Raw genomic sequence first — 19,074 nt, 5'->3', positions numbered from 1 at the left:
CACCCGTTCCCAGGAGGTGACGACCATGGCCACCACATTCGCCAAGGCCGCCGAGAGCACCCCGGCGGTGGACCACGCCGCCCGTATCGCGCATGTCTCGAAGTCCTTCGTGACACCGGCCGGGCAGCAGCTCGTCCTGGACGACATCACGCTCGATGTCGCGCCGGGCGAGTTCGTCACCCTCCTGGGAGCCTCGGGATGCGGTAAGTCGACCCTGCTCAATCTGGTCGCCGGGCTCGACCGGCCGTCCGCCGGGTCCATCGGGACACCCGGCGGCCGGCCCGCCCTGATGTTCCAGGAGCACGCGCTGTTCCCGTGGCTGACCGCGGGCAAGAACATCGAACTGGCGCTGCGGCTGCGCGGCGTGCCCAAGCAGGAGCGGCGCGGCGAGGCGGAGCGGCTGCTCGGTCTCGTACGGCTGGAGGGCTCGTACGGCAAGCGCGTGCACGAGCTGTCCGGCGGGATGCGGCAGCGGGTCGCGCTGGCGCGCGCGCTCGCCCAGGACAGCCGGCTGCTCCTGATGGACGAGCCGTTCGCGGCGCTCGACGCGATCACCCGGGACGTCCTGCACGACGAGCTGACCCGGATCTGGCGCGAGACAGGTCTGTCGGTCCTCTTCGTCACGCACAACGTGCGCGAGGCGGTACGGCTCGCCGAGCGCGTCGTCCTGCTGTCGTCGCGCCCCGGCCGGGTGGCCCGCGAGTGGCGCGTGGACATCCCGCAGCCGCGCCGTATCGAGGACAGCGCCGTCGCGGAGCTGTCGGTCGAGATCACCGAAGAACTGCGTGGGGAGATCCGCCGCCATGGCCAGCACTGAGACGACGCGGAAGGACACGTCGCCGGGGGACGCGACGCGCGAGGACACGTCGCCGGACGGCACGGCTCCGGAAGGCACGGCACCCGGGGACGCCTCGTCGCACGGCGACATGGCCGGTCTGGAGGCCGGACTCGACGCGCTGGACACCGTACAGACCGGGCGTACGCCCCTGCGCGAGACGCTCGTCAAGAAGGTGCTGCCGCCGGTCGTCGCGATCGCGCTGGTGCTGGTGGTGTGGCAGCTCCTCGTCTGGGCCAGGATCACCGACGACTACAAGCTCCCCTCGCCCGGCGCGGTGTGGGGCGAGGTGTCCGACGCCTGGGCGCAGGGCACCCTGCTCGGCTACATCTGGACCAGCGTGTCGCGCGGCCTGCTGGGCTTCCTGCTGGCGCTGGTGATCGGTACGCCGCTGGGACTGCTGGTCGCCCGCGTGAAGTTCGTCCGCGCGGCCATCGGCCCGATCCTCTCCGGACTCCAGTCGCTGCCGTCGGTGGCCTGGGTGCCGCCGGCCGTGATCTGGCTGGGGCTCAACGACTCGATGATGTACGCGGTCATCCTGCTCGGCGCGGTCCCCTCGATCGCCAACGGCCTGGTGTCCGGCGTCGATCAGGTGCCGCCGCTCTTCCTGCGGGCCGGGCGTACGCTCGGCGCCACCGGGCTGCGCGGTACCTGGCACATCGTCATGCCGGCCGCGCTGCCCGGCTATCTGGCCGGGCTGAAGCAGGGCTGGGCGTTCTCCTGGCGGTCGCTGATGGCCGCGGAGATCATCGCGTCCTCGCCCGATCTCGGTGTGGGCCTCGGGCAGCTGCTGGAGAACGGCCGTACGGTCGGCAGTATGCCGATGGTGTTCCTCGCCATCTTCCTGATCCTGATCGTCGGTATCGCCATCGACCTGCTGATCTTCAGCCCGCTGGAGCGTCGTGTGCTGCGCGGCCGTGGTCTCCTGGTGAAGAGCTGATCCCATGCACGACACGCACCGCGCGCATCACGCGCACCACAGGTACTCCAGGTATTCCATGGCCCACCCGCACCATCCCGTCCTGCTGGTCATCGCCCACGGCAGCCGCGACCCCCGGCATGCCGCGACCGTGCACGCCCTCGCCGGGCGGCTGCGGTCGCTGCGGCCGGGGCTGCGCGTGGAGACCGGCTTCCTGGACTTCAACGCGCCGTACGTCCCCCAGCTGCTCGACCGGCTGGCGCTGGAGGACGTACGGGACGTGATCGCGCTGCCCCTGCTGCTGACGCGCGCCTTCCACGCCAAGTCCGACATCCCCGCGGTGCTGCGCGAGGCGTCGGCGCGCCACCCGCTGCTGCGGATCCGGCAGGCCGAGGTGCTCGGCCCCTCGCCGCTGCTGACGGACGCGCTGGAGCGGCGGCTGTACGAGGCGGGGCTCACCCCCGCCGACAAGGGCTCGACCGGGGTCGTCCTGGCCTCGGCGGGCTCCTCCGACCCGGAGGCGATCGCGGTGATCGCTGAAATCGCGCGGGAGTGGCGGCACACCGGTTGGTGCGCCGTGCGGCCCGCGTTCGCCTCCGCATCACTGCCCCGCACCGAGGACGCGGTGCGCGCGCTGCGCGCCGAGGGCGTACGGCGGGTCGCCGTGGCCCCGTACGTCATCGCCCCCGGCCGCCTGCCCGACCGCATCGCGGCGGGCGCCCGGGAGGGCGGCGCGGAGGTGCTGGCCGGGGTGCTGGGCGCCGCCCCCGAGCTGGCGCGGCTGCTGCTGCGCCGGTACGACGAGCGGGCCTCGGCCCCGGAACGCCTCACCGCGCCGGAACACCGCACGGCGCTGGCCCGCCCCGCGTAGCGGTACCGTTCGGCCCTATTCATTCCGCTCGTCCGTACGGAGACTCGGAGGAGCGGAAGGTGGTAACCATGGAATCCAAGGAATGGACCGTGCGGATCCACATCACGGAAGAGGGTGACGAGACCACGGCCGATGCCGTTCTGACCAGCCGCGACACCTCACGCATCGCGGGCAGGGGCCTGGCCCGGCGCAATCCGATCGACCGGACCGTACCCGAGATCGGCGACGAGCTGGCCGCCAGCCGCGCGCTGGAGGATCTGGCCATCCGCCTGCATGACGTCGCCTCCGACGACATCGTCGACCTCGCGGGCCCCGCGGAGGCCTCCCGCAGGTAACGGCGCCCGGCAGCCCTGGACCGCGCGGTGAGCGGGCCGACACCGTGGCCGTGCTGCGGCGGCCCGTCGAGCGCGGGGACGCTCATCGACACGGCGGACGCTTACGGGCCCGGTCTCGCGGAGGAACCGGTGGCCGAGGCGCCGCATCCGTATCCGGCCGTACCAGCCGCACCGGCCGGCTCCCGGCGTACCGCTCGCGGAGCAGCCGGGGGCTCTGGCCGAGTCGCGGCAGGAGGGTAAGATCCGGTACATCGGTCTGGACACCATCACCGCCGACCAGCTGGAGCGGGCGCTCTCCCTGACCGGGATCGCGTCGGTGCAGAACCGCTTCCCTCTCCTCGACCGGACCTCGGCCGCGGTGTCGCGTCTGTGCGAGGACCGCGGTCTCGCGCTCCTGCCCTGGTTCCCGCTGTCCAACGGCGCGTTGACCGGCGCGGCGGCGACGGCGCTCGGCTCCGTCGCGGCGCGCCATGGAGCGGTCCGAGGGCAGATCGACCTGGCCTGGCCGCCGCACCGCTCCCCCGTGCTGTGCCCCACCCCCGGCACCGGCTCACCCGCCCGCCTGGACGAGAATCTGGCCGCCGCGGAGGTCCGGCTGTCCGCCGAGGACATGAGCGGGCGGAGACACTCGCGGCGGCCGTCCGGCCTGACGTGCCTGCCCGGCCTGCCCGGCCTGACACACCTGCCCTGCCTGCCCTGCCTGCCCCGCCTGACCCACCTGACCCACCTGACCCACCTGCCACCGACTGACGGAACCGAGGAGCACATGCGCAGGAACACCGCGGCCACCGTGGTTCGCGCGGAGGACGTCGATGTCGTCCGCGACGGAAAGCTGCTGCTGGACTCGGTCTCACTGACCGTACGCGGCGGGGAGCACTGGGCGCTGCTCGGTGCCAACGGCGCGGGCAAGAGCACCCTGCTGGGGATGGTGGGCGCGGTCACGCACCCCACCCGAGGCACGGTCGAGATCCTCGGGGAGTCCCTCGGCCGGGTCGATCTGCGGCAGCTGCGCGCCCGGCTCGGCCATGTCAACCCCCGCCATCCGCTGCGTTCGCCCCTGCGGGTGCGTGATGTCGTACTGACCGGGCTGACGAACTCGGTCGAGCCGGTGCCCCGTTGGTCTCCCACCCCGCGCGAGCGCGAGCGCGCGGGCGAGCTGCTGGCCATGCTGGGAATGGACGGCAAGGGCGAGGCGCGCTGGCCGACGCTCTCGCAGGGCGAGCGCGGGCGAACGCTCATCGCCCGCGCGCTGATGCCCCGGCCGGGGCTGCTCCTGCTCGACGAGCCGGCCACCGGTCTCGATCTCGCCGCGCGCGAGCAGCTGCTGAGCAGTCTGGACGCGCTGCGGCGGGAGCATACCGAGCTGGCGACGGTGCTGGTCACCCACCATCTGGAGGAGCTGCCCGCCTCCACCACGCACGCGATGCTGCTGCGCGCGGGGCGGTGTGTGGGGGCGGGGCCGGCGGACGAGGTGCTCACCACGGAGCGGGTCAGCAGCTGCTTCGACCATCCGGTGCGGATCTCCCGTACGGACGGCCGGTGGACGGCGCGTGCCGAGCGGGTGGGTCCGGCCGCGGCGCGTGGACGGGAACAGGCACAGGGACAGGGACAGGCGTCCGGTCTAGTCGAACAGCGTGCCCTGGTGGAAGAAGAGCAGCCAGCGGTCGTCGGTCAGCCGCCACAGTGAACTGCGGTGCGCGCGGCGGCCGTTGGAGTCGCTGTCGTAGGTCAGCTGCACCACATCGGGAGCGAGCCGCACCCCCCGCATCTTGGAGGTGGTGATCGGCCGGCGCACCGGCGCGCCGCCCTGCTCCATGAGCATCGCGATGACCGAGGCGCGGTCCCACTCCCGGCCGGAGGCGCCGAACTCCCTGAAGTCCGGGTGGAGCAGCTCCGCGAGCAGGGCCGGCGAGGACCGTACCGTCCGGTCGAGCAGCCGCAGTTCGGCCCGGATGGCGGCGGAGATCGCGGAGGTTCGGTCAGTCACGGGTGAGCTCCACCAGTTTGAGTACGGTGTTCCAGTTGCGGGTGGTGGCGGTGACGCCCTTGAACAGAGCCGGCCTGGCCAGCGCCGCGGCGAGCTTGGAGCGGCCGAGGCCGTCCGGCACGTACAGATACAGCGCGCGGTCGCCCAGCCGGAACTCCTCGGGGAGGTACGCGGCCGGATCGAGTGAGGCGAGCCGCTCGGGGCCCACCGGCTCGGAGAAGCAGGTGAGATGGAGCTGCCTGCCCTCCAGCGACCGCGCGGGGAAGGGGCAGGCTTCGGTGACGGCCCGCAGATACGGACCGCCGCGCACCAGGCAGTCGACGGTGAATCCGAAGCGCCGTTCGATGGCGTGCTCCAGAGCGGCGCCGAGGGCGCTCTCGTCGTCCGATTCGCTGGTGAAGACGGCGTTGCCGCTCTGGAGGTGGGTACGGACATCGCCGTGGCCCAGCTCCGTGAGCAGTTCGCGGAGGTCGGCCATCGGGACCCGTCTGTGGCCGCTCACATTGATCCCGCGCAGGAGGGCGGCGTACGTCGTGGTCATGAGCACACGATAGGACGGGAGGCCGCGCGCGGGGCCCCCGGCGCGGGCGGGTCGCGGCGGGTACGAGCGACGGGCACACGCGGCGCGGCGGGCACATCCGGCGGGCCCGCGCGGCGCGGCGGCCGCCGCACTCCGTGGGGGAGAGCGCGACGGCCGCCGGATGTGCCGGGCCTGCCGGGCGTACCGGGGCTACTCGACGATCTTGAGCAGCTTGTTCGGGGTGCCCGGGGACGGGTTGGTGATGACGTCCGGGATGGCGCCGTCGGTCAGGGCCGTGGCGACCTGGTCCGGGGTGGCGTCCGGGTGACCGGCGAGGTAGATCGCGGCGGCGCCGACCACATGGGGCGTCGCCATCGAGGTGCCGGAGATGGTGTTGACGCCGGTGTCGCTGTCGTTCCAGTCCGAGGTGATGGCGGAGCCGGGTGCGTAGAGGTCCACCAGCGCGCCGTAGTTGGAGAAGCTCGACTGGCTGTCGGTCTCGGTGGACGAGGCGACCGTGATGGCCTCCTCGACCCGCGCGGGCGAGGTCGTGCTCGCGTCGCTGGAGTCGTTTCCGGCCGCGACGCCGAAGGTGACACCGGAGGCGATGGCGTTACGGACGGCCTCGTCGAGCGCGGGGTCGGCGCCGCCGCCGAGGCTCATGTTGGCGACGGAGGGGCCCTGGTGGTTGGCGGCGACCCAGTCGATCCCGGCGACGACCTGCTCGGTGGTGCCCGAGCCGTTGTCGTCGAGCACCCGGACGGAGACGATCTTCGCCTTCTTGGCGACGCCGTGCGCGGCGCCCGCGATCGTACCGGCCACGTGCGTGCCGTGGCCGTAGCCGTCGTCGGCGGAGTTGTCACCGTCGATGGCGTCGTAGCCATAGCCGGCGCGGCCCTCGAAGTCCTGGTGGCTGATCCGGACGCCGGTGTCGAGGACGTACGCGGTCACGCCCTCGCCCGCGCCGTCCGGGTAGGTGTAGGCGCTGTCACCGGCGGTCGCGGTCTGGTCGATCCGGTCGAGACCCCAGGACGGCGGGTTGGCCTGGGTGGCGCTGACGGTGAACGTCCTGTTCTGGACGACCTTGTCGACGGCCGGGTCGGCCGCGAGGCTCCTGGCCTCCTCCGCGCTGAGCCCGCCGGCGGAGAAGCCGTTGAGAGCGGTGCTGTAGTCGCGCTTCAGCTGACCGCCGTACTCCTTGGCCAGGTCCTTCTTGTCGGTCTTCCTGGCGGTCTTCCGGTCCAGCAGCACGATGTAGCTGCCGGCGACCGCGTCCTTGGCGTCGGCGCCGTACACCATGCCCTGTGCCGGAGCCGCGCCCGCTGTGGGGGAGGTGAGCGCGGTGATTCCGGCCGCGGCGGCCACGGCGGTGATGGCGGCGGTGAGCTTGATCCTTCTCGCGCGCTTCTGTATGGCCATGAAGAGGGGACTCCTCGTCACTATCTGTGGGGGGATCGCCCGCCGGACGGAAGATCTCCGACGGACTGATGCGAAACCCTGGCCGATTGACGCGCTCAGATCAAGAGCTTCACGCAGCCGTGACGCGGTAAACAACTTTTCGTCATAAGAAATCGGCCAGTCCGGAACACATCGGTCCCGACCGCCAATCCCCTTGCGGTGCGAGGGGCTTCGGTCCTCTTTCATGAGAGATGTCCGCACGGCCCCGGGAGGAGGGAATCCCCCTCCCGGACCGCGGGGGCGCGGGACGACGCGGCTTGAATCCGCCCCTGCCCCAACCCGGGCGACCGGGAGGTCCGTTCGGTCAGCTCACGCCGCTCCGTGAGCATCCGCCGCTCACGCCCCACCCGCCGTTCACACCCCGCCCGCCGTTGCGACCGTGCCCGCCGTCCGGACCGTGCCCTCGGGCAGCGCCTCCTCGATCAGGTCCGCGGCCCGTCGCGTACCGCCCTCCTTCGCCATCTCACGCGCGATCTCCCCGAGCCGCCTGGCCACTTCGGAGTCCGAGGTCAGGGCGAGGACCGCCTCGCGCAGGGCGTCGGGGGTGGCCGCTTCCGTGTCGAGACGGCGGGCCACGCCCAGCCCGACCAGCATGTCGGCGTTGCCGAACTGGTCGACGGCCTGCGGGACCGCGACCATCGGCGTGCCCGTCGCCAGCCCTTCCTGGCTGCCGCCGGCGCCCGCGTGCGTGATGAACGCGTCGGCTCGCTTGAGAACGGCGAGCTGCGGCACCCAGCGGTGGACCTCCACATTGGCCGGCACGTCGCCCAGCTCCGCCTCGTCGACATACGCGCCGATCTGCAGGACGACATGCCAGCCCGGCAGCCCCCCGAAGGCCTCGACGCACGCCCGGTAGAAGGCGGGCCGCTTGGTGAAGGCCGAACCGAGCGACACCAGCAGCACCCGCTCCGCCCCGGCGGGCCGCTCCCACTCCCCCTGGTCCGCGCGGTCCCCCTGACAGGAGCCGACGAAGGTGAACACCGACTCGTCCACGGACTCGGCCCGGTACTGGAGCGCCTTGGGGATCAGTACGAGGGAACGGGCGGGCCTGGCGATCAGCCGGTCCGGGTCGGTGTGGTCCATATGGTGCTCGTCCAGCCACTCCTGGAACCTCGCGCGGTACGCCCGGCCGCGCGCGGAGCCGTCGAGCTCCGCGGTCATCGACTCGGCGACCTCCTTCTCGTACCCCTCCCAGGCGACCATGTGCGTCGAGAACTGGACATACGGAACGCCCCAGCGGTGCGCGAGCAGAGGCGCCGGATAGGACGTGGTGTCGCCGAGGACCAGATCGGGGCGGTCGCCCTCGAACGCCTCGGCCAGTTGCGGCAGTGCCTGGACGGCGTCGTCGAGGAACGGCTCCAGATTGTCGATCAGCTCCGTGCCCCAGTCGTCGGGGTCGTCGTCGGAGCCGGGCAGTACGGAGGTGTAGATCACCGGTTCCGCGCCGGTGGCCGCGACCTTCGCGGCGAAGGAGGCGGGGATCGCGTAACTGACGCGGTGCCCGCGGGCGACCAGTTCCCGGATGACCTCCAGGCTCGGGTTCACATGCCCGTGGGCGGCGATGGAGAACATGGCGATATGGGCGCGCTTCGATGGGGTCATGGCCCGACCGTAGACGAGACGAGACGTCTCGTACAACTTAATTTGGGCCCAGGGACAGGCTCGCGAGCGCGAATGCGAGACTTTGCCGGACGGGTGCGGCCACGAAAGCAGGAGAGAGCCATCGATGGACGAGACGCGGGCGCGGGAGATCCTGGCCGCGACGGGGCTGCCGCGCGACGCGGAGCTGCTGGCCCTGGGCGAGAACGCGGTGTTCGCGACAGCCGGACTGGTCGTCAAGGTCGGCCGTGACGCGACGGACCACACCGAGCTGCTGGAGCGGGCGCGGCGCGAGGTCGCCCTCGCGTCCTGGCTCGCGGAGTGCGGGATTCCGGCCGTACGGGCGGCTGAGCCGGAGGCGCGCTCGGTGGACGGTCATCCGGTGACGCTCTGGCACCGGCTGCCGGCCGCCGTACGGCCCGCCGGGCCCGGCGATCTGGCGTCCCTGCTACGGCTCGTGCACGCGCTGCCCGCCCCGGACCCGTCGCTGTTCACGCTCCCCCGCCGGGAGTTGCTCGGTGGCGTCGAGCGCTGGCTGCGGATCGCCGGGGACGCGATCGACCCGGCCGACGCCGACTATCTGCGCGGCCGCCGCGACGGCTTCGCCGAGGCCGCCGCCACGCTCGTCCCCCGGCTGCCGAGAGGCCCGATCCACGGCGACGCGCTGCCGCGCAACGTCCATGTCGGCCCGGACGGCCCCGTCCTGGTCGATCTGGAGACCTTCTCCTCGGACCTGCGGGAACACGATCTGGTCGTCATGGCGCTGTCCCGCGACCGGTACGGTCTGCCCGCCGAGGAGTACGACACCTTCACGGCGGTCTACGGCTGGGACGTACGCGAGTGGGCGGGCTGCCCGGTCCTGCGCGGCGCCCGCGAGACGGCCAGCTGCGCCTGGGTGGCGCAGCACGCCCCGGCGAACCCCAAGGCCCTCGACGAGTTCCGCCGCCGGGTCGCCTCGCTGCGCGACGACGATCCCGAGGTCCGCTGGTACCCGTTCTGACCAGTCGTCGCCGTTCCGCCCGGCTCCGCCGGGCCCCGGACGAGCGCCTGAGGTCGCGTCAGGGCGCCACCTGTGACGAGGGCTCGACCGCCGGCTCGCGCAGCGGCCAGACCCCGTCGATCACCGCGTCCGCGTTGCCCTTCTTCCGCAGGAATTTCTGGAAGTCGGCCGCCCATTCGGCGTACCAGCCGATCTGGCGCTCATGCAGCAGAGCCGGGGTCAGCCCGGCCACCGAGGCATGCCGCTCCGCTATCGCCGTGGCCACCCGGACCGCCGCCAGCGCGTCCGCGCCCGCTTCGTGCGCGGCGTCCAGCACCACGCCGTACTCCGCGCAGACCGCCTCCAGCGTGCGCTTGCCTCGGCGGTAGCGGTCGACGGCGCGGTCGATCGTATACGGGTCGATCACCGGCCCGACCGGCTCCAGCGGCGGCAGTCCGTACCGCCGCAACTCGGCGGAGAGCAGCGTCAGATCGAACGGCGCGTTGTACGCCACGACGGGCACCCCGCGCGTCCAGTAGTCGCCGAGGACCCCGGCGATCTCCGCGGCCACCTCGGGCGCCGGACGCCCTTCCGCTGCGGCCCGTTCACTGCTGATGCCATGCACGGCGGACGCCTGGGCGGGGATCCGGACGCCCGGGTCGGCCAGCCAGGTCCGCTGCCGTATCACCTCGCCGCCCCGCACCTCGACGACCGCGGCCGTGACGATCCGCGCCTCCAGCGGCTCCGTACCGGTGGTCTCCAGATCGAAACCGACCAGTGATTCCCCATGCCAAGTCATCGTGGCCCTCCCTCATGGTGCGGTGGTGCTTCCCCCGTTGGACATTCACCCTGCCACGCGCCACTGACAGTGCCCCGGCACGGGCCCCGGCTCGCGGCTCCCGGCAGATGGCTCAGGAGACCGGCCGGGAGTCGGTCCAGACCGACTCGAACTCCTCGCGGTAGGTCTGGAAGAGACCGTGCTCGGAGTCCTGCCCCGACCGCACCACCTCACGCCCGCCGCCCCGCAGCACCAGTACCGGCGCCTCCATGCCCCGGGCCCTGCGCAGATAGGACTGGACGACGGCCAGCCCGTCGGGGCCGTCCCCGTCGACGAGATACGCGGTGAAGCGCGGGGTCTCGTCGAAGACATGGATCTCGAACGCGCCCGGATCGCGCAGTTTCGAGCGCACCCGGCGCATATGAAGGATGTTCATCTCCACCGAGCGGCTCAGCTCGCCCTTCTTGAGCCCCAGCTCGCGCTCCCTGCGCTTGACCGCGCTGCTCGCCGGGTTGAGGAAGACAAGCCGTATCCGGCAGCCCGACTCGGCGAGCCGCACCAGCCGCCGTCCGGAGAAGTTCTGTACGAGCAGGTTCAGCCCGATCCCGATGGCGTCGACACGCCGGGCGCCGCCGAAGAGGTCCTCCGCGGGGATCTGCCGTTGCAGCCGCACCCGGTCGGGGTGGACGGAGACCACGTCCGCGTACCGGTCACCGACCAGATCCTCCACCGCGTCGACCCGGAGCCGCACCGCCGAGGGCACCCCGCTGCCGCCGCCCAGGATCTCCAGGAGCCGGGCCGAGGCCCGCTCGGCCTGGGCCAGGACCGTCTCGGAGAGCGCGCGGTTGCGGGAGACGACGTTGCGCGCGACCTCCAGCTCGTCCAGCGCCAGCTCCACATCCCGGCGGTCGTCGAAGTACGGCTCGAAGCAGGGCCAGTGCTGGACCATCAGCTCCCGCAGCTGCGGGAGGGTGAGAAAGCTCAGGACGTTGTCGTCGGCCGGGTCGAGCAGATACCCCTTGCGCCGCGACACCTCCCGGACGGCGACGGCGCGCTGCACCCACTCCTGCCCGGCGGGTCCCGCGGCGGCGACCACCCACTCCTCGCCGTGCACGGGCTCGTAGATGGGCCGCAGCACCGCGGCGACCACCGCGCGCAGCCGCTGTTCCACGAGATTCAGCCAGATATAGGCGCGTCCTGCCCGCTGTGCGCGCGTACGCACTTCACTCCACGCGTCCGCGCCCCACTCCAGTTCCGCCCCGATCTCCATCGGTCGCGCGAGGGAGACCGCTCCGGGCGGGATCTCGCCGGATTCCCCCGCATGACCTGCGTCACCAGGGGGCAACTCCAGCCCTCCCGAGCTCACCCGCGCACCGCCTTCTCTCCCCTTCAACGATCAAGGAAGGGTACTCCGCATCCCGGAGGCAGTGCAGCAGGATGCACAGGCTCCTTTCCCAACTCCCTTAATCGTGAGGCTTGTTCCCGGCGCCGAGATCAGCCGGAGTGAGGTGATTCATAGCGGTTGGACCTGGTACGCGCCCGAGTCCACGGGGACACCGGGAGACGCGCGGGACGGCCGGGGCCGTCGCGGCGATCCCGGCGACGGCCCGTCACGCGAGGTTGACGCCGGGCCCCGTCCTTCGCGCCACCCCTCGCATCGCCCCTCGCGCGCCCCGGCCGAGAACCGGCAAGAAGAGGCAAGAACCCATCGGGTTCCTAGGTGGTTGCCCTTCTTTCGGGGAAGATCTGGCTCAAGAGCCCCGCAGCACCCGGATCAGAAATGGAAGAGTCTTATCTATGCAGGTCTGGCCGGGACAGACGTATCCCCTCGGCGCCACGTACGACGGCGCCGGCACCAACTTCGCGGTCTACTCAGAGGCCGCCAACCGAATCGAGTTGTGCCTGCTGCACGACGACGGTTCAGAAACGGCGGTGGAGCTGCGCGAGACGGACGCCTTCGTACGGCACGCCTATCTGCCGGGCATCATGCCAGGTCAGCGCTATGGCTTCCGGGTCCATGGCCCCTATGAGCCGGAGCGCGGACACCGCTGCAACTCCGCCAAGCTGCTTCTCGATCCGTACGCGCGTGCGATCAGCGGCAGCATCGACTGGGGTGAGTCGGTGTACGGCTACCACTTCGGCAGGCCGGACTCGCGCAATGACATGGACTCGGCCCCCCACACGATGTCCTCCGTCGTCGTCAACCCCTACTTCGACTGGGGCGACGACCGGCTGCCCCGTACGGACTATCACCGCACGGTGCTCTACGAGGCCCATGTCAAGGGCCTGACGATGCTCCATCCGGAGCTGCCCGAGGAGCTGCGCGGCACCTACGCCGGACTCGCCCATCCCGCGGTGATCGAACATCTGACGGAGCTGGGCGTGACCGCGCTGGAGCTGATGCCGGTCCACCAGTTCGTCAACGACCACCGGCTGGTCGACGCGGGCCTCGGCAATTACTGGGGCTACAACACCATCGGCTTCTTCGCCCCGCACAACGCGTACGCCTCCTGGGGCGACCGGGGCGAACAGGTCCTGGAGTTCAAACAGGCCGTACGGGCGCTGCACCGCGCCGGGATCGAGGTCATCCTCGATGTCGTCTACAACCACACGGCGGAGGGCAACCACCTTGGCCCGACGCTCTCCTTCCGGGGTCTCGACAACTCGCAGTACTACCGGCTCGCCGACAATCCCCGGTACTACACGGACACCACGGGGACCGGCAACTCCCTGCTGATGCGCAGCCCGCACGTGCTCCAGCTGATCATGGACTCGCTGCGGTACTGGGTGACCGAGATGCACGTCGACGGCTTCCGCTTCGACCTCGCGGCGACGCTCGCCCGTCAGTTCCACGAGGTGGACCGCCTCTCGTCGTTCTTCGACCTCGTCCAGCAGGACCCGGTGGTCAGTCAGGTCAAGCTGATCGCCGAGCCGTGGGACGTGGGCGAGGGCGGCTACCAGGTGGGGAACTTCCCGCCGCTGTGGACGGAGTGGAACGGCAAGTACCGCGACACCGTACGGGACCTGTGGCGGGGTGAGCCCAGGACGCTGGCGGAGTTCGCGTCCCGGCTGACCGGCTCGTCCGATCTCTACCAGGATGACGGGCGCCGGCCGCTCGCCTCCATCAACTTCACCACCTGCCACGACGGCTTCACGCTGCACGATCTCGTCTCGTACAACGAGAAGCACAACGAGGCCAACGGCGAGTCCAACCGGGACGGCGAGAGCCACAACCGCTCCTGGAACTGCGGGGCGGAGGGCGACACCGACGACCCGGAGATCCTGGAGCTGCGCAACCGCCAGATGCGGAACTTCATCGCGACGCTGATGCTCTCGCAGGGCGTCCCGATGCTCAGCCACGGCGACGAGTTCGCCCGTACGCAGGGCGGCAACAACAACGCGTACTGCCAGGACAACGAGGTCTCCTGGGTCCGCTGGCCGGAGAAGGGCGCCGAGACCGGCACCACCATGCTGGAGTTCACCCAGGCGATGGTGTGGCTGCGGCGCGACCATCCGGTCTTCCGGCGGCGGCGCTTCTTCCACGGGCGTCCGGTGGAGGGCACGCACGACGATCTGTCGGACATCTCGTGGTTCACGCCGGAGGGCGAGGAGATGACCCAGCAGGACTGGCAGGCCGCGCACGCCAAGGCCATGACGGTCTTTCTGAACGGTGGCGCGATCTCCGAGCCGGGGCCGCGCGGCGAGCGGATCTCGGACGACTCGTTCCTGCTGATGTTCAACGCGAGCGCCGAGAAGCTGGAGTTCGTGGTGCCGGTGATCCACGGCGAGCACTGGAAGATCATGGTGGACACGGCCCGGCCGGAGGGAGTGACTCCGGGGCAGGGCGAGAAGGTCGACGGCGGTGAGCGGATCACGATGATCGGCCGCAGCATGACGGTCCTGATGCGTCCGGCCTAGAAAAGCGGCCGGCGCGGAGAAGCGAGGTGGGGCGGAGAAGCGAGGTGGGGCGGAGAAGCGAGGTGGGGCGGAGAAGCGAGGTGGGGCGGGGCCCGGAAGCCCGGTCGCCGCGCCGCCCCTCCCGTGTTCCCCGTGGCGGACCCCCGGGCGGGGATCTTGTACGGATCCCGCATGACACAGATGACGCGAAGCGGGGTACGTACGATCGTATGACTCCCACCGCGACCTATCGGCTCCAGCTCCAGCCGGACTTCCCGTTCACGTCCGCCGCCAAGGCCGTCCCTTATCTTGCCGCGCTCGGGGTCTCGCATCTGCATCTGTCACCCGTCCTGGAGGCCGTACCGGGCTCGACACACGGCTATGACGTGGTCGACCACTCCGCCGTACGGGCCGAGCTGGGCGGCGAGGAAGGGCTGCGGCGGCTGGCCGACCGGGCCCGTGAGCACGGCCTCGGGATCATCCTCGACATCGTGCCCAACCACATGGCCGCCGCGCCCCTGCACAACAAGGCGCTCTGGGAAGTGCTGCGCGAGGGCCGCGACTCGCCGTACGCCCGCTGGTTCGACATCGACTGGGCGGCGGGCGACGGCAAGCTGCTGCTGCCGGTGCTGGCCGGGCCGATCGGGGAGGAGCTGGACGCGGGCGGCCTGAGCGTCGAGGACGGAGTGCTGCACCACGGTGACCAGCGCTTCCCGCTCGCGCCCGGCACCGAGCACCTGGGGCTGCCCGAGCTGCTCGACGCGCAGCACTACCGGCTCGCCTGGTGGCGGCTGGCCCGTACCGAGCTGAACTACCGCCGCTTCTTCACCATCTCCGAGCTGATCGGCCTCCGGGTGGAGGACCCGGAGGTGTTCGCCGCCACCCACGCCAAGATCATCGAGCTGGTACGGGACGGAGTCGTCCAGGGGCTGCGCGTCGACCACCCGGACGGACTCGCCGACCCGGAGGAGTATCTGCGCCGGCTGCACGAGGCGACGGCCGGGCAGTGCTGGACGGTCGTGGAGAAGATCCTCGCCGACGACGAGGTGCTTCCCGCGGGGTGGCCGGTCGCCGGCACCACCGGCTATGACGCCCTGCGCCATATCGACGGGGTGTTCACGGACCCGGTGGGCGCCGAGGTGCTGGAGACGCGCTACCGCGATATCGCCGCGCCCGTCGGGGACCGGGGCGGCTACTGGGAGGGGACCGTGCGCCGGGCCGCGTACAAGGTCGTCTTCCATGAACTGGCCGCCGAGATCTCCACTCTGGTCCGTACGGCGCAGCGCGTCTGCGCCGCCGATCCCGCGCTGCGCGACCACGCGCCCTGGGCGCTGCGCACCGCGATCCGGGAGCTGCTGGTACGCGTCCCCGTCTACCGCCCCTATACGACGGCGGGCGGCCCCTGCCCCGAGGCGGCCGAGGCGGCGGTCCCGGCGGAGGCGGCGCGGCAGGCGAAGACCGTGTTCCCGGTGGAGCGGGAAGCGGCGGCCGTGGACGTGGTGCGGGAGCTGGCGCTCGGCAGGCTCGGTACGGGCCCGGACCATACGGCCTTCTGCGCGCGCTTCGCCCAGACGGCGTCCGCGCTGCGCGCCAAGTCGGTGGAGGACACGGCGTTCTACCGCTATGTGCCGCTGATCTCCGCGAACGAGGTGGGCGGCGATCCCGGCCGTCCCGCGGTGACCCCGGAGCGGTTCCACGCGTACTGCGCCCGGCTGGCGCGCGACTGGCCGGCCACCGGCACCGTACTGACCACGCACGACACCAAACGCAGCGCGGACGTACGGGCCGGGATCGCCGTCCTGTCCGAGTGCCCCGAGCGCTGGGACGAGCTGCTGGAGCAGGTGGCGGAGGCCGTGCCCGCGCCCGCGCCGGATCCTCAGGTGGCCTGGCAGGCGTGGCAGACGGCGGTGGGCTTCACCCCGGCGGCCGACGGCATTCTCCCGGAGGGCTCGCGGATGGTGCCCGCGCTGCTGAAGTCCGTACGGGAAGCCGGGCTGCACACCAGCTGGACGGAGGCGGAGCCGCTGTACGAGCAGGCGGTGGCCGCGTTCGTGGAGGCAGGTCCCGCCGGTCCCGCGCGGCGTACGGTCGCGGCGCTCAGCCGCGCGCTGGCGCCGTACGCGCGGGCCAGCGCGCTGGGCGCGGCGCTGGTGCAGCTGACCATGCCGGGGGTGCCCGACCTCTACCAGGGCACGGAGCGCGCGTACTTCGCGCTGGTGGACCCGGACAACAGGGGGCCGTTCAGGACCGGGCCACCGGACGACAAGACGGTGATCACGACGGCGGCGCTCCGGCTGCGCGCCGAACGGCCCGAGCTGTTCGGCGAGTCGGGGACGTACGCCCCGCTGCCCGCGGCCGGTCCCGCCTCGTCGCACTGCCTGGCGTTCGTCAGGTCGGGGCGCGTGATCACCGTAACCACCCGGCTGCCGTACGGACTTGAGCGCTCGGGAGGGTGGCGCTCGACCGAGCTGGCGCTGCCGCCGGGCCGCTGGCGCGACGTACTGACGGGGCGTGAGGTGGCGGGCGCGCCGCGGCTCGCGGAACTGCTCGACCAGTTCCCGGTGGCGCTGCTGACGAGCGGCTGACGGGGGCCGGCCGACAACCGGCGGACGGAGGCCATCGGACGACCGGCGGGCGGAGGCGACCGGCGACCGGCGGACGGAGGCGGCTGGCGACCGGCGGACGGGCCGGGGCGTCCTTGTCCGAAGCCTTTCGCACACGAAGCGTTTACAGAGTGGGCGGGCCGCGCTACGTTCCGAAATGGGAGCGCTCCCATTCATTATCCACTTGTCATGATCACGACGAAGGGACTCGCGTGATGAAGCACCCCCCACGACGGCCGCGGTGGCTGTCGCATCCCCAAAGAGCCGTCCTCCTCGCCCTGCTCGCCGTACTCCCCGCGCTGCTGCTGGTCGTCGGCACCAGCGGGACCTCGTCCGCCCACGGCACCCCCATGCGGCCGGCCAGCCGTACGTTCATGTGCTGGAAGGACGGCCTGAGCAGCACCGGTGAGATCAAACCCATCAACCCCGCCTGCAAGGCGGCCGTCGCCGCCGGCGGCACGACCCCGCTCTACAACTGGTTCTCCGTGCTGCGCTCCGACGGCGCGGGCCGGACCCAGGGCTTCATCCCCGACGGGCAGTTGTGCAGCGGCGGCAACACCACGTTCTCCGGCTTCGACCTGGCCAGGAACGACTGGCCGCTGACCCATCTGACCTCGGGCGCGTCACTCGACTTCTCGTACAACGCCTGGGCGGCGCACCCCGGTTGGTTCCGTGTCTATGTCACCAAGGACGGGTTCGACCCCACCAAGACCTCCAGCTGGGCCGACCTGGAGTCACAGCCCTTCCTGACCGTCGACCACCCGCAGGTCACCGGGCCCGTCGGCACGGTGGAGGGCGCCTACAAGTGGACCGGCACCCTGCCCACCGGGAAGTCCGGCCGGCACATCATCTACATGGTGTGGGAGCGGTCGGACAGCAAGGAGACCTTCTACAGCTGCTCCGACGTGGTCTTCGACGGCGGCAAGGGCGAGGTGACCGGAGTCGGCGACCCCGGGAACCCGACCGACCCGACCGACCCGCCCACCGACCCCACGGCCACCTGCACCGCCACCCGCACGGCCACCGGCACCTGGTCGGGCGGCTACCAGGCGGAGGTCACGGTGAAGAACACCGGCGCCCACCCGATCCTCGGCTGGATGGTGGAGTTCACCCTGCCGGGCGGCCAGCGGGTCGACAGCCTCTGGAACGGCAACGCCACCTATGGCGGCCAGGAGGTGATGGTCCATAACGCCGACTGGAACGGCTCGCTGGCGGCCGGGGCCTCCACCACCTTCAGTTACGTGGCGACGGGAGGCCCGCCGGACACCACGTCGGCGTCGCCCTGTTCCGTGCACTGACCCCGCGGTCGTGTGCGCCGACCCGTGCGGTCGTATGCGCTGAGCCCGTGGTCGCGTGGACCGACCCGTGCGGTCGTATGCGCTGAGCCCCCGGGCGGGTGCGCCGGCCCGTGAACCGCCCGGCCCGCCGTTCCCTCACCCCACCCGGGACGGCGGGCCGGGTCCCGCCGTGCCCGCTTCCCCGTCAGTGCGAGGCGAGCCGGAAGCCCATCGTCCCGAAGCTCACCAGATCGCCGTCCCGCACCTCGGCCGTCGTGGTCACCCGCCGGCCGTTGACCGTCGTGCCGTTGGTCGAGCCGAGATCGCGCAGGATCCACCGCCCGCCCTGCATGCTCAGTTCGGCGTGCAGCCGCGAGACGGTGTCATGGCTGAGCCGCAGGCCGTTGACCGGATCCCGGCCTATCCGCAGCGGATACGGGCCGGGATGGGGCAGCAGCAGCTTCGGCAGCCGCTCCGCCTGCCAGGCCCTGCGCAGCCGCTGCGAGAACGCGGACACCCGGCTCACCGTGCCGAACACCCGCCGGGACCACGGGCCTTCGGATTCCAGATCCGCGGTGAGCAGCTTCAGCTCATCGGCCCTGCGCGCTGCCAGCGCCAGATCCATCCGGCGCAGGAAGGTGTCGTGCGACAGCTTGCCCTGCGCGGCGCCTTCCCTGAGTACCGCGAGGACACGGTCGCGCTCGGCGTCGGAGAGCCGCGCGGGATACGTGTGGAACTCGAAGGAGGACGTCACAGACGTGATTGTCCTTCCGACGCACCTGAGGTGTCCAGACGGTCAGGCGTTCCCGCCGCTGCGGTCACCGCACCGGACAACCCCCGCCCCTTTCGCCGCCGTCGCCGCGCCTCGCGCCGTCTCGCTTGTCACGATGGAATTTGTCACCGTGTGGCGGAGACGAGTGGACGGTACCGACGACGAGGGGGAACCGGCGTGCGGTTCGAGGTGTGGGCGCCGCAGGCGCAGGACGGGGTCGTACTCCGGCTGGCGGACGCCGGAG

At 71.6% G+C, this 19,074-nt stretch carries 16 protein-coding genes and 1 pseudogene; 10 read left to right on the top strand and 7 right to left on the bottom strand.

Going from position 1 to position 19,074, the window contains the following annotated elements; genetic code table 11:
• The first annotated feature begins 25 nt into the window (after positions 1-25).
• The 6 genes and pseudogenes from ACZ7LS_RS10285 (at position 26) to ACZ7LS_RS10260 (ending at position 4,647) form a co-directional block, all read left to right on the top strand.
• A complete protein-coding gene (locus tag ACZ7LS_RS10285; RefSeq protein WP_382524725.1) occupies positions 26-817 on the top strand; it encodes an ABC transporter ATP-binding protein in 792 nt (263 codons plus the stop codon).
• Positions 804-1,775 carry an ABC transporter permease gene (locus ACZ7LS_RS10280; RefSeq protein ID WP_382524727.1) on the top strand — a complete coding sequence of 324 codons (972 nt, stop codon included), beginning with the start codon at positions 804-806 and terminating at the stop codon, positions 1,773-1,775. The genes ACZ7LS_RS10285 and ACZ7LS_RS10280 overlap by 14 nt, the downstream gene beginning before the upstream one ends.
• Before the next feature lie 58 nt (positions 1,776-1,833).
• Entirely contained in the window at positions 1,834-2,625 is a 792-nt protein-coding gene (locus tag ACZ7LS_RS10275) for a sirohydrochlorin chelatase (protein WP_385129164.1), read from the top strand.
• A 68-nt stretch (positions 2,626-2,693) separates the two neighbouring features.
• A complete protein-coding gene (locus ACZ7LS_RS10270) occupies positions 2,694-2,960 on the top strand; it encodes a DUF1876 domain-containing protein (protein ID WP_382524730.1) in 267 nt (88 codons plus the stop codon).
• A gap of 145 nt (positions 2,961-3,105) precedes the next feature.
• Positions 3,106-3,516, top strand: a pseudogene (locus tag ACZ7LS_RS10265) (aldo/keto reductase); the annotation flags it as partial.
• A 210-nt stretch (positions 3,517-3,726) separates the two neighbouring features.
• On the top strand, positions 3,727-4,647 hold the full coding sequence (locus ACZ7LS_RS10260) for an ABC transporter ATP-binding protein (protein WP_385129429.1): 921 nt from the start codon (positions 3,727-3,729) through the stop codon (positions 4,645-4,647).
• Here ACZ7LS_RS10260 and ACZ7LS_RS10255 read toward each other — a convergent pair.
• From ACZ7LS_RS10255 to mgt, 4 genes are all read right to left on the bottom strand, one after another.
• Positions 4,582-4,947, bottom strand: coding sequence for a nuclear transport factor 2 family protein (locus ACZ7LS_RS10255; RefSeq protein ID WP_382524732.1), 366 nt, complete (start codon positions 4,945-4,947; stop codon positions 4,582-4,584). The two genes, ACZ7LS_RS10260 and ACZ7LS_RS10255, sit on opposite strands and share 66 nt — an antisense overlap.
• Positions 4,940-5,488, bottom strand: a complete 549-nt coding sequence (locus ACZ7LS_RS10250; protein WP_382524734.1) for a DUF1697 domain-containing protein — start codon at positions 5,486-5,488, stop codon at positions 4,940-4,942. The genes ACZ7LS_RS10255 and ACZ7LS_RS10250 overlap by 8 nt, the downstream gene beginning before the upstream one ends.
• A gap of 189 nt (positions 5,489-5,677) precedes the next feature.
• Positions 5,678-6,886, bottom strand: a complete 1,209-nt coding sequence (locus ACZ7LS_RS10245) for a S8 family peptidase (RefSeq protein ID WP_382524736.1) — start codon at positions 6,884-6,886, stop codon at positions 5,678-5,680.
• Positions 6,887-7,279: 393 nt separating this feature from the next.
• The gene (mgt, locus tag ACZ7LS_RS10240) at positions 7,280-8,527 is read right to left on the bottom strand and encodes a macrolide-inactivating glycosyltransferase (protein WP_382524738.1); all 1,248 of its coding nucleotides are present in this window, start codon (positions 8,525-8,527) and stop codon (positions 7,280-7,282) included.
• A 124-nt stretch (positions 8,528-8,651) separates the two neighbouring features.
• On the opposite strand from mgt, the gene ACZ7LS_RS10235 reads away from it, so the two are divergent.
• Positions 8,652-9,524 (top strand): phosphotransferase enzyme family protein, encoded by an 873-nt coding sequence (locus ACZ7LS_RS10235; protein WP_382524740.1) that lies wholly within the window; start codon positions 8,652-8,654, stop codon positions 9,522-9,524.
• Positions 9,525-9,582: 58 nt separating this feature from the next.
• Here the strand turns inward: ACZ7LS_RS10235 and ACZ7LS_RS10230 are convergent, their stop codons facing one another.
• Together ACZ7LS_RS10230 and ACZ7LS_RS10225 are read right to left on the bottom strand one after the other, a co-directional pair.
• Positions 9,583-10,302: a 3'-5' exonuclease gene (locus ACZ7LS_RS10230; RefSeq protein ID WP_382524742.1), complete on the bottom strand. Its 720-nt coding sequence runs from the start codon at positions 10,300-10,302 to the stop codon at positions 9,583-9,585.
• A gap of 112 nt (positions 10,303-10,414) precedes the next feature.
• On the bottom strand, positions 10,415-11,647 hold the full coding sequence (locus ACZ7LS_RS10225; protein WP_382524743.1) for an SAV2148 family HEPN domain-containing protein: 1,233 nt from the start codon (positions 11,645-11,647) through the stop codon (positions 10,415-10,417).
• A gap of 431 nt (positions 11,648-12,078) precedes the next feature.
• Here ACZ7LS_RS10225 and glgX point away from each other — a divergent pair, with 431 nt between their 5' ends.
• The 3 genes from glgX to ACZ7LS_RS10210 all read left to right on the top strand — a co-directional run bounded on the left by glgX (position 12,079) and on the right by ACZ7LS_RS10210 (position 18,079).
• Entirely contained in the window at positions 12,079-14,199 is a 2,121-nt protein-coding gene (gene glgX, locus ACZ7LS_RS10220) for a glycogen debranching protein GlgX (RefSeq protein WP_385129156.1), read from the top strand.
• Positions 14,200-14,408: 209 nt separating this feature from the next.
• Positions 14,409-16,763: a malto-oligosyltrehalose synthase gene (gene treY / locus ACZ7LS_RS10215; protein WP_382524747.1), complete on the top strand. Its 2,355-nt coding sequence runs from the start codon at positions 14,409-14,411 to the stop codon at positions 16,761-16,763.
• 233 nt (positions 16,764-16,996) lie between these two features.
• Entirely contained in the window at positions 16,997-18,079 is a 1,083-nt protein-coding gene (locus ACZ7LS_RS10210) for a lytic polysaccharide monooxygenase auxiliary activity family 9 protein (protein WP_385129427.1), read from the top strand.
• Positions 18,080-18,263: 184 nt separating this feature from the next.
• Here ACZ7LS_RS10210 and ACZ7LS_RS10205 read toward each other — a convergent pair whose 3' ends face one another.
• On the bottom strand, positions 18,264-18,812 hold the full coding sequence (locus ACZ7LS_RS10205; RefSeq protein ID WP_382524749.1) for an FHA domain-containing protein: 549 nt from the start codon (positions 18,810-18,812) through the stop codon (positions 18,264-18,266).
• Between the last annotated feature and the right edge of the window lie 262 nt (positions 18,813-19,074).

Source organism: Streptomyces sp. NPDC039430 (assembly GCF_055639435.1).
This window is presented reverse-complemented; position numbering and strand designations above follow the sequence as displayed.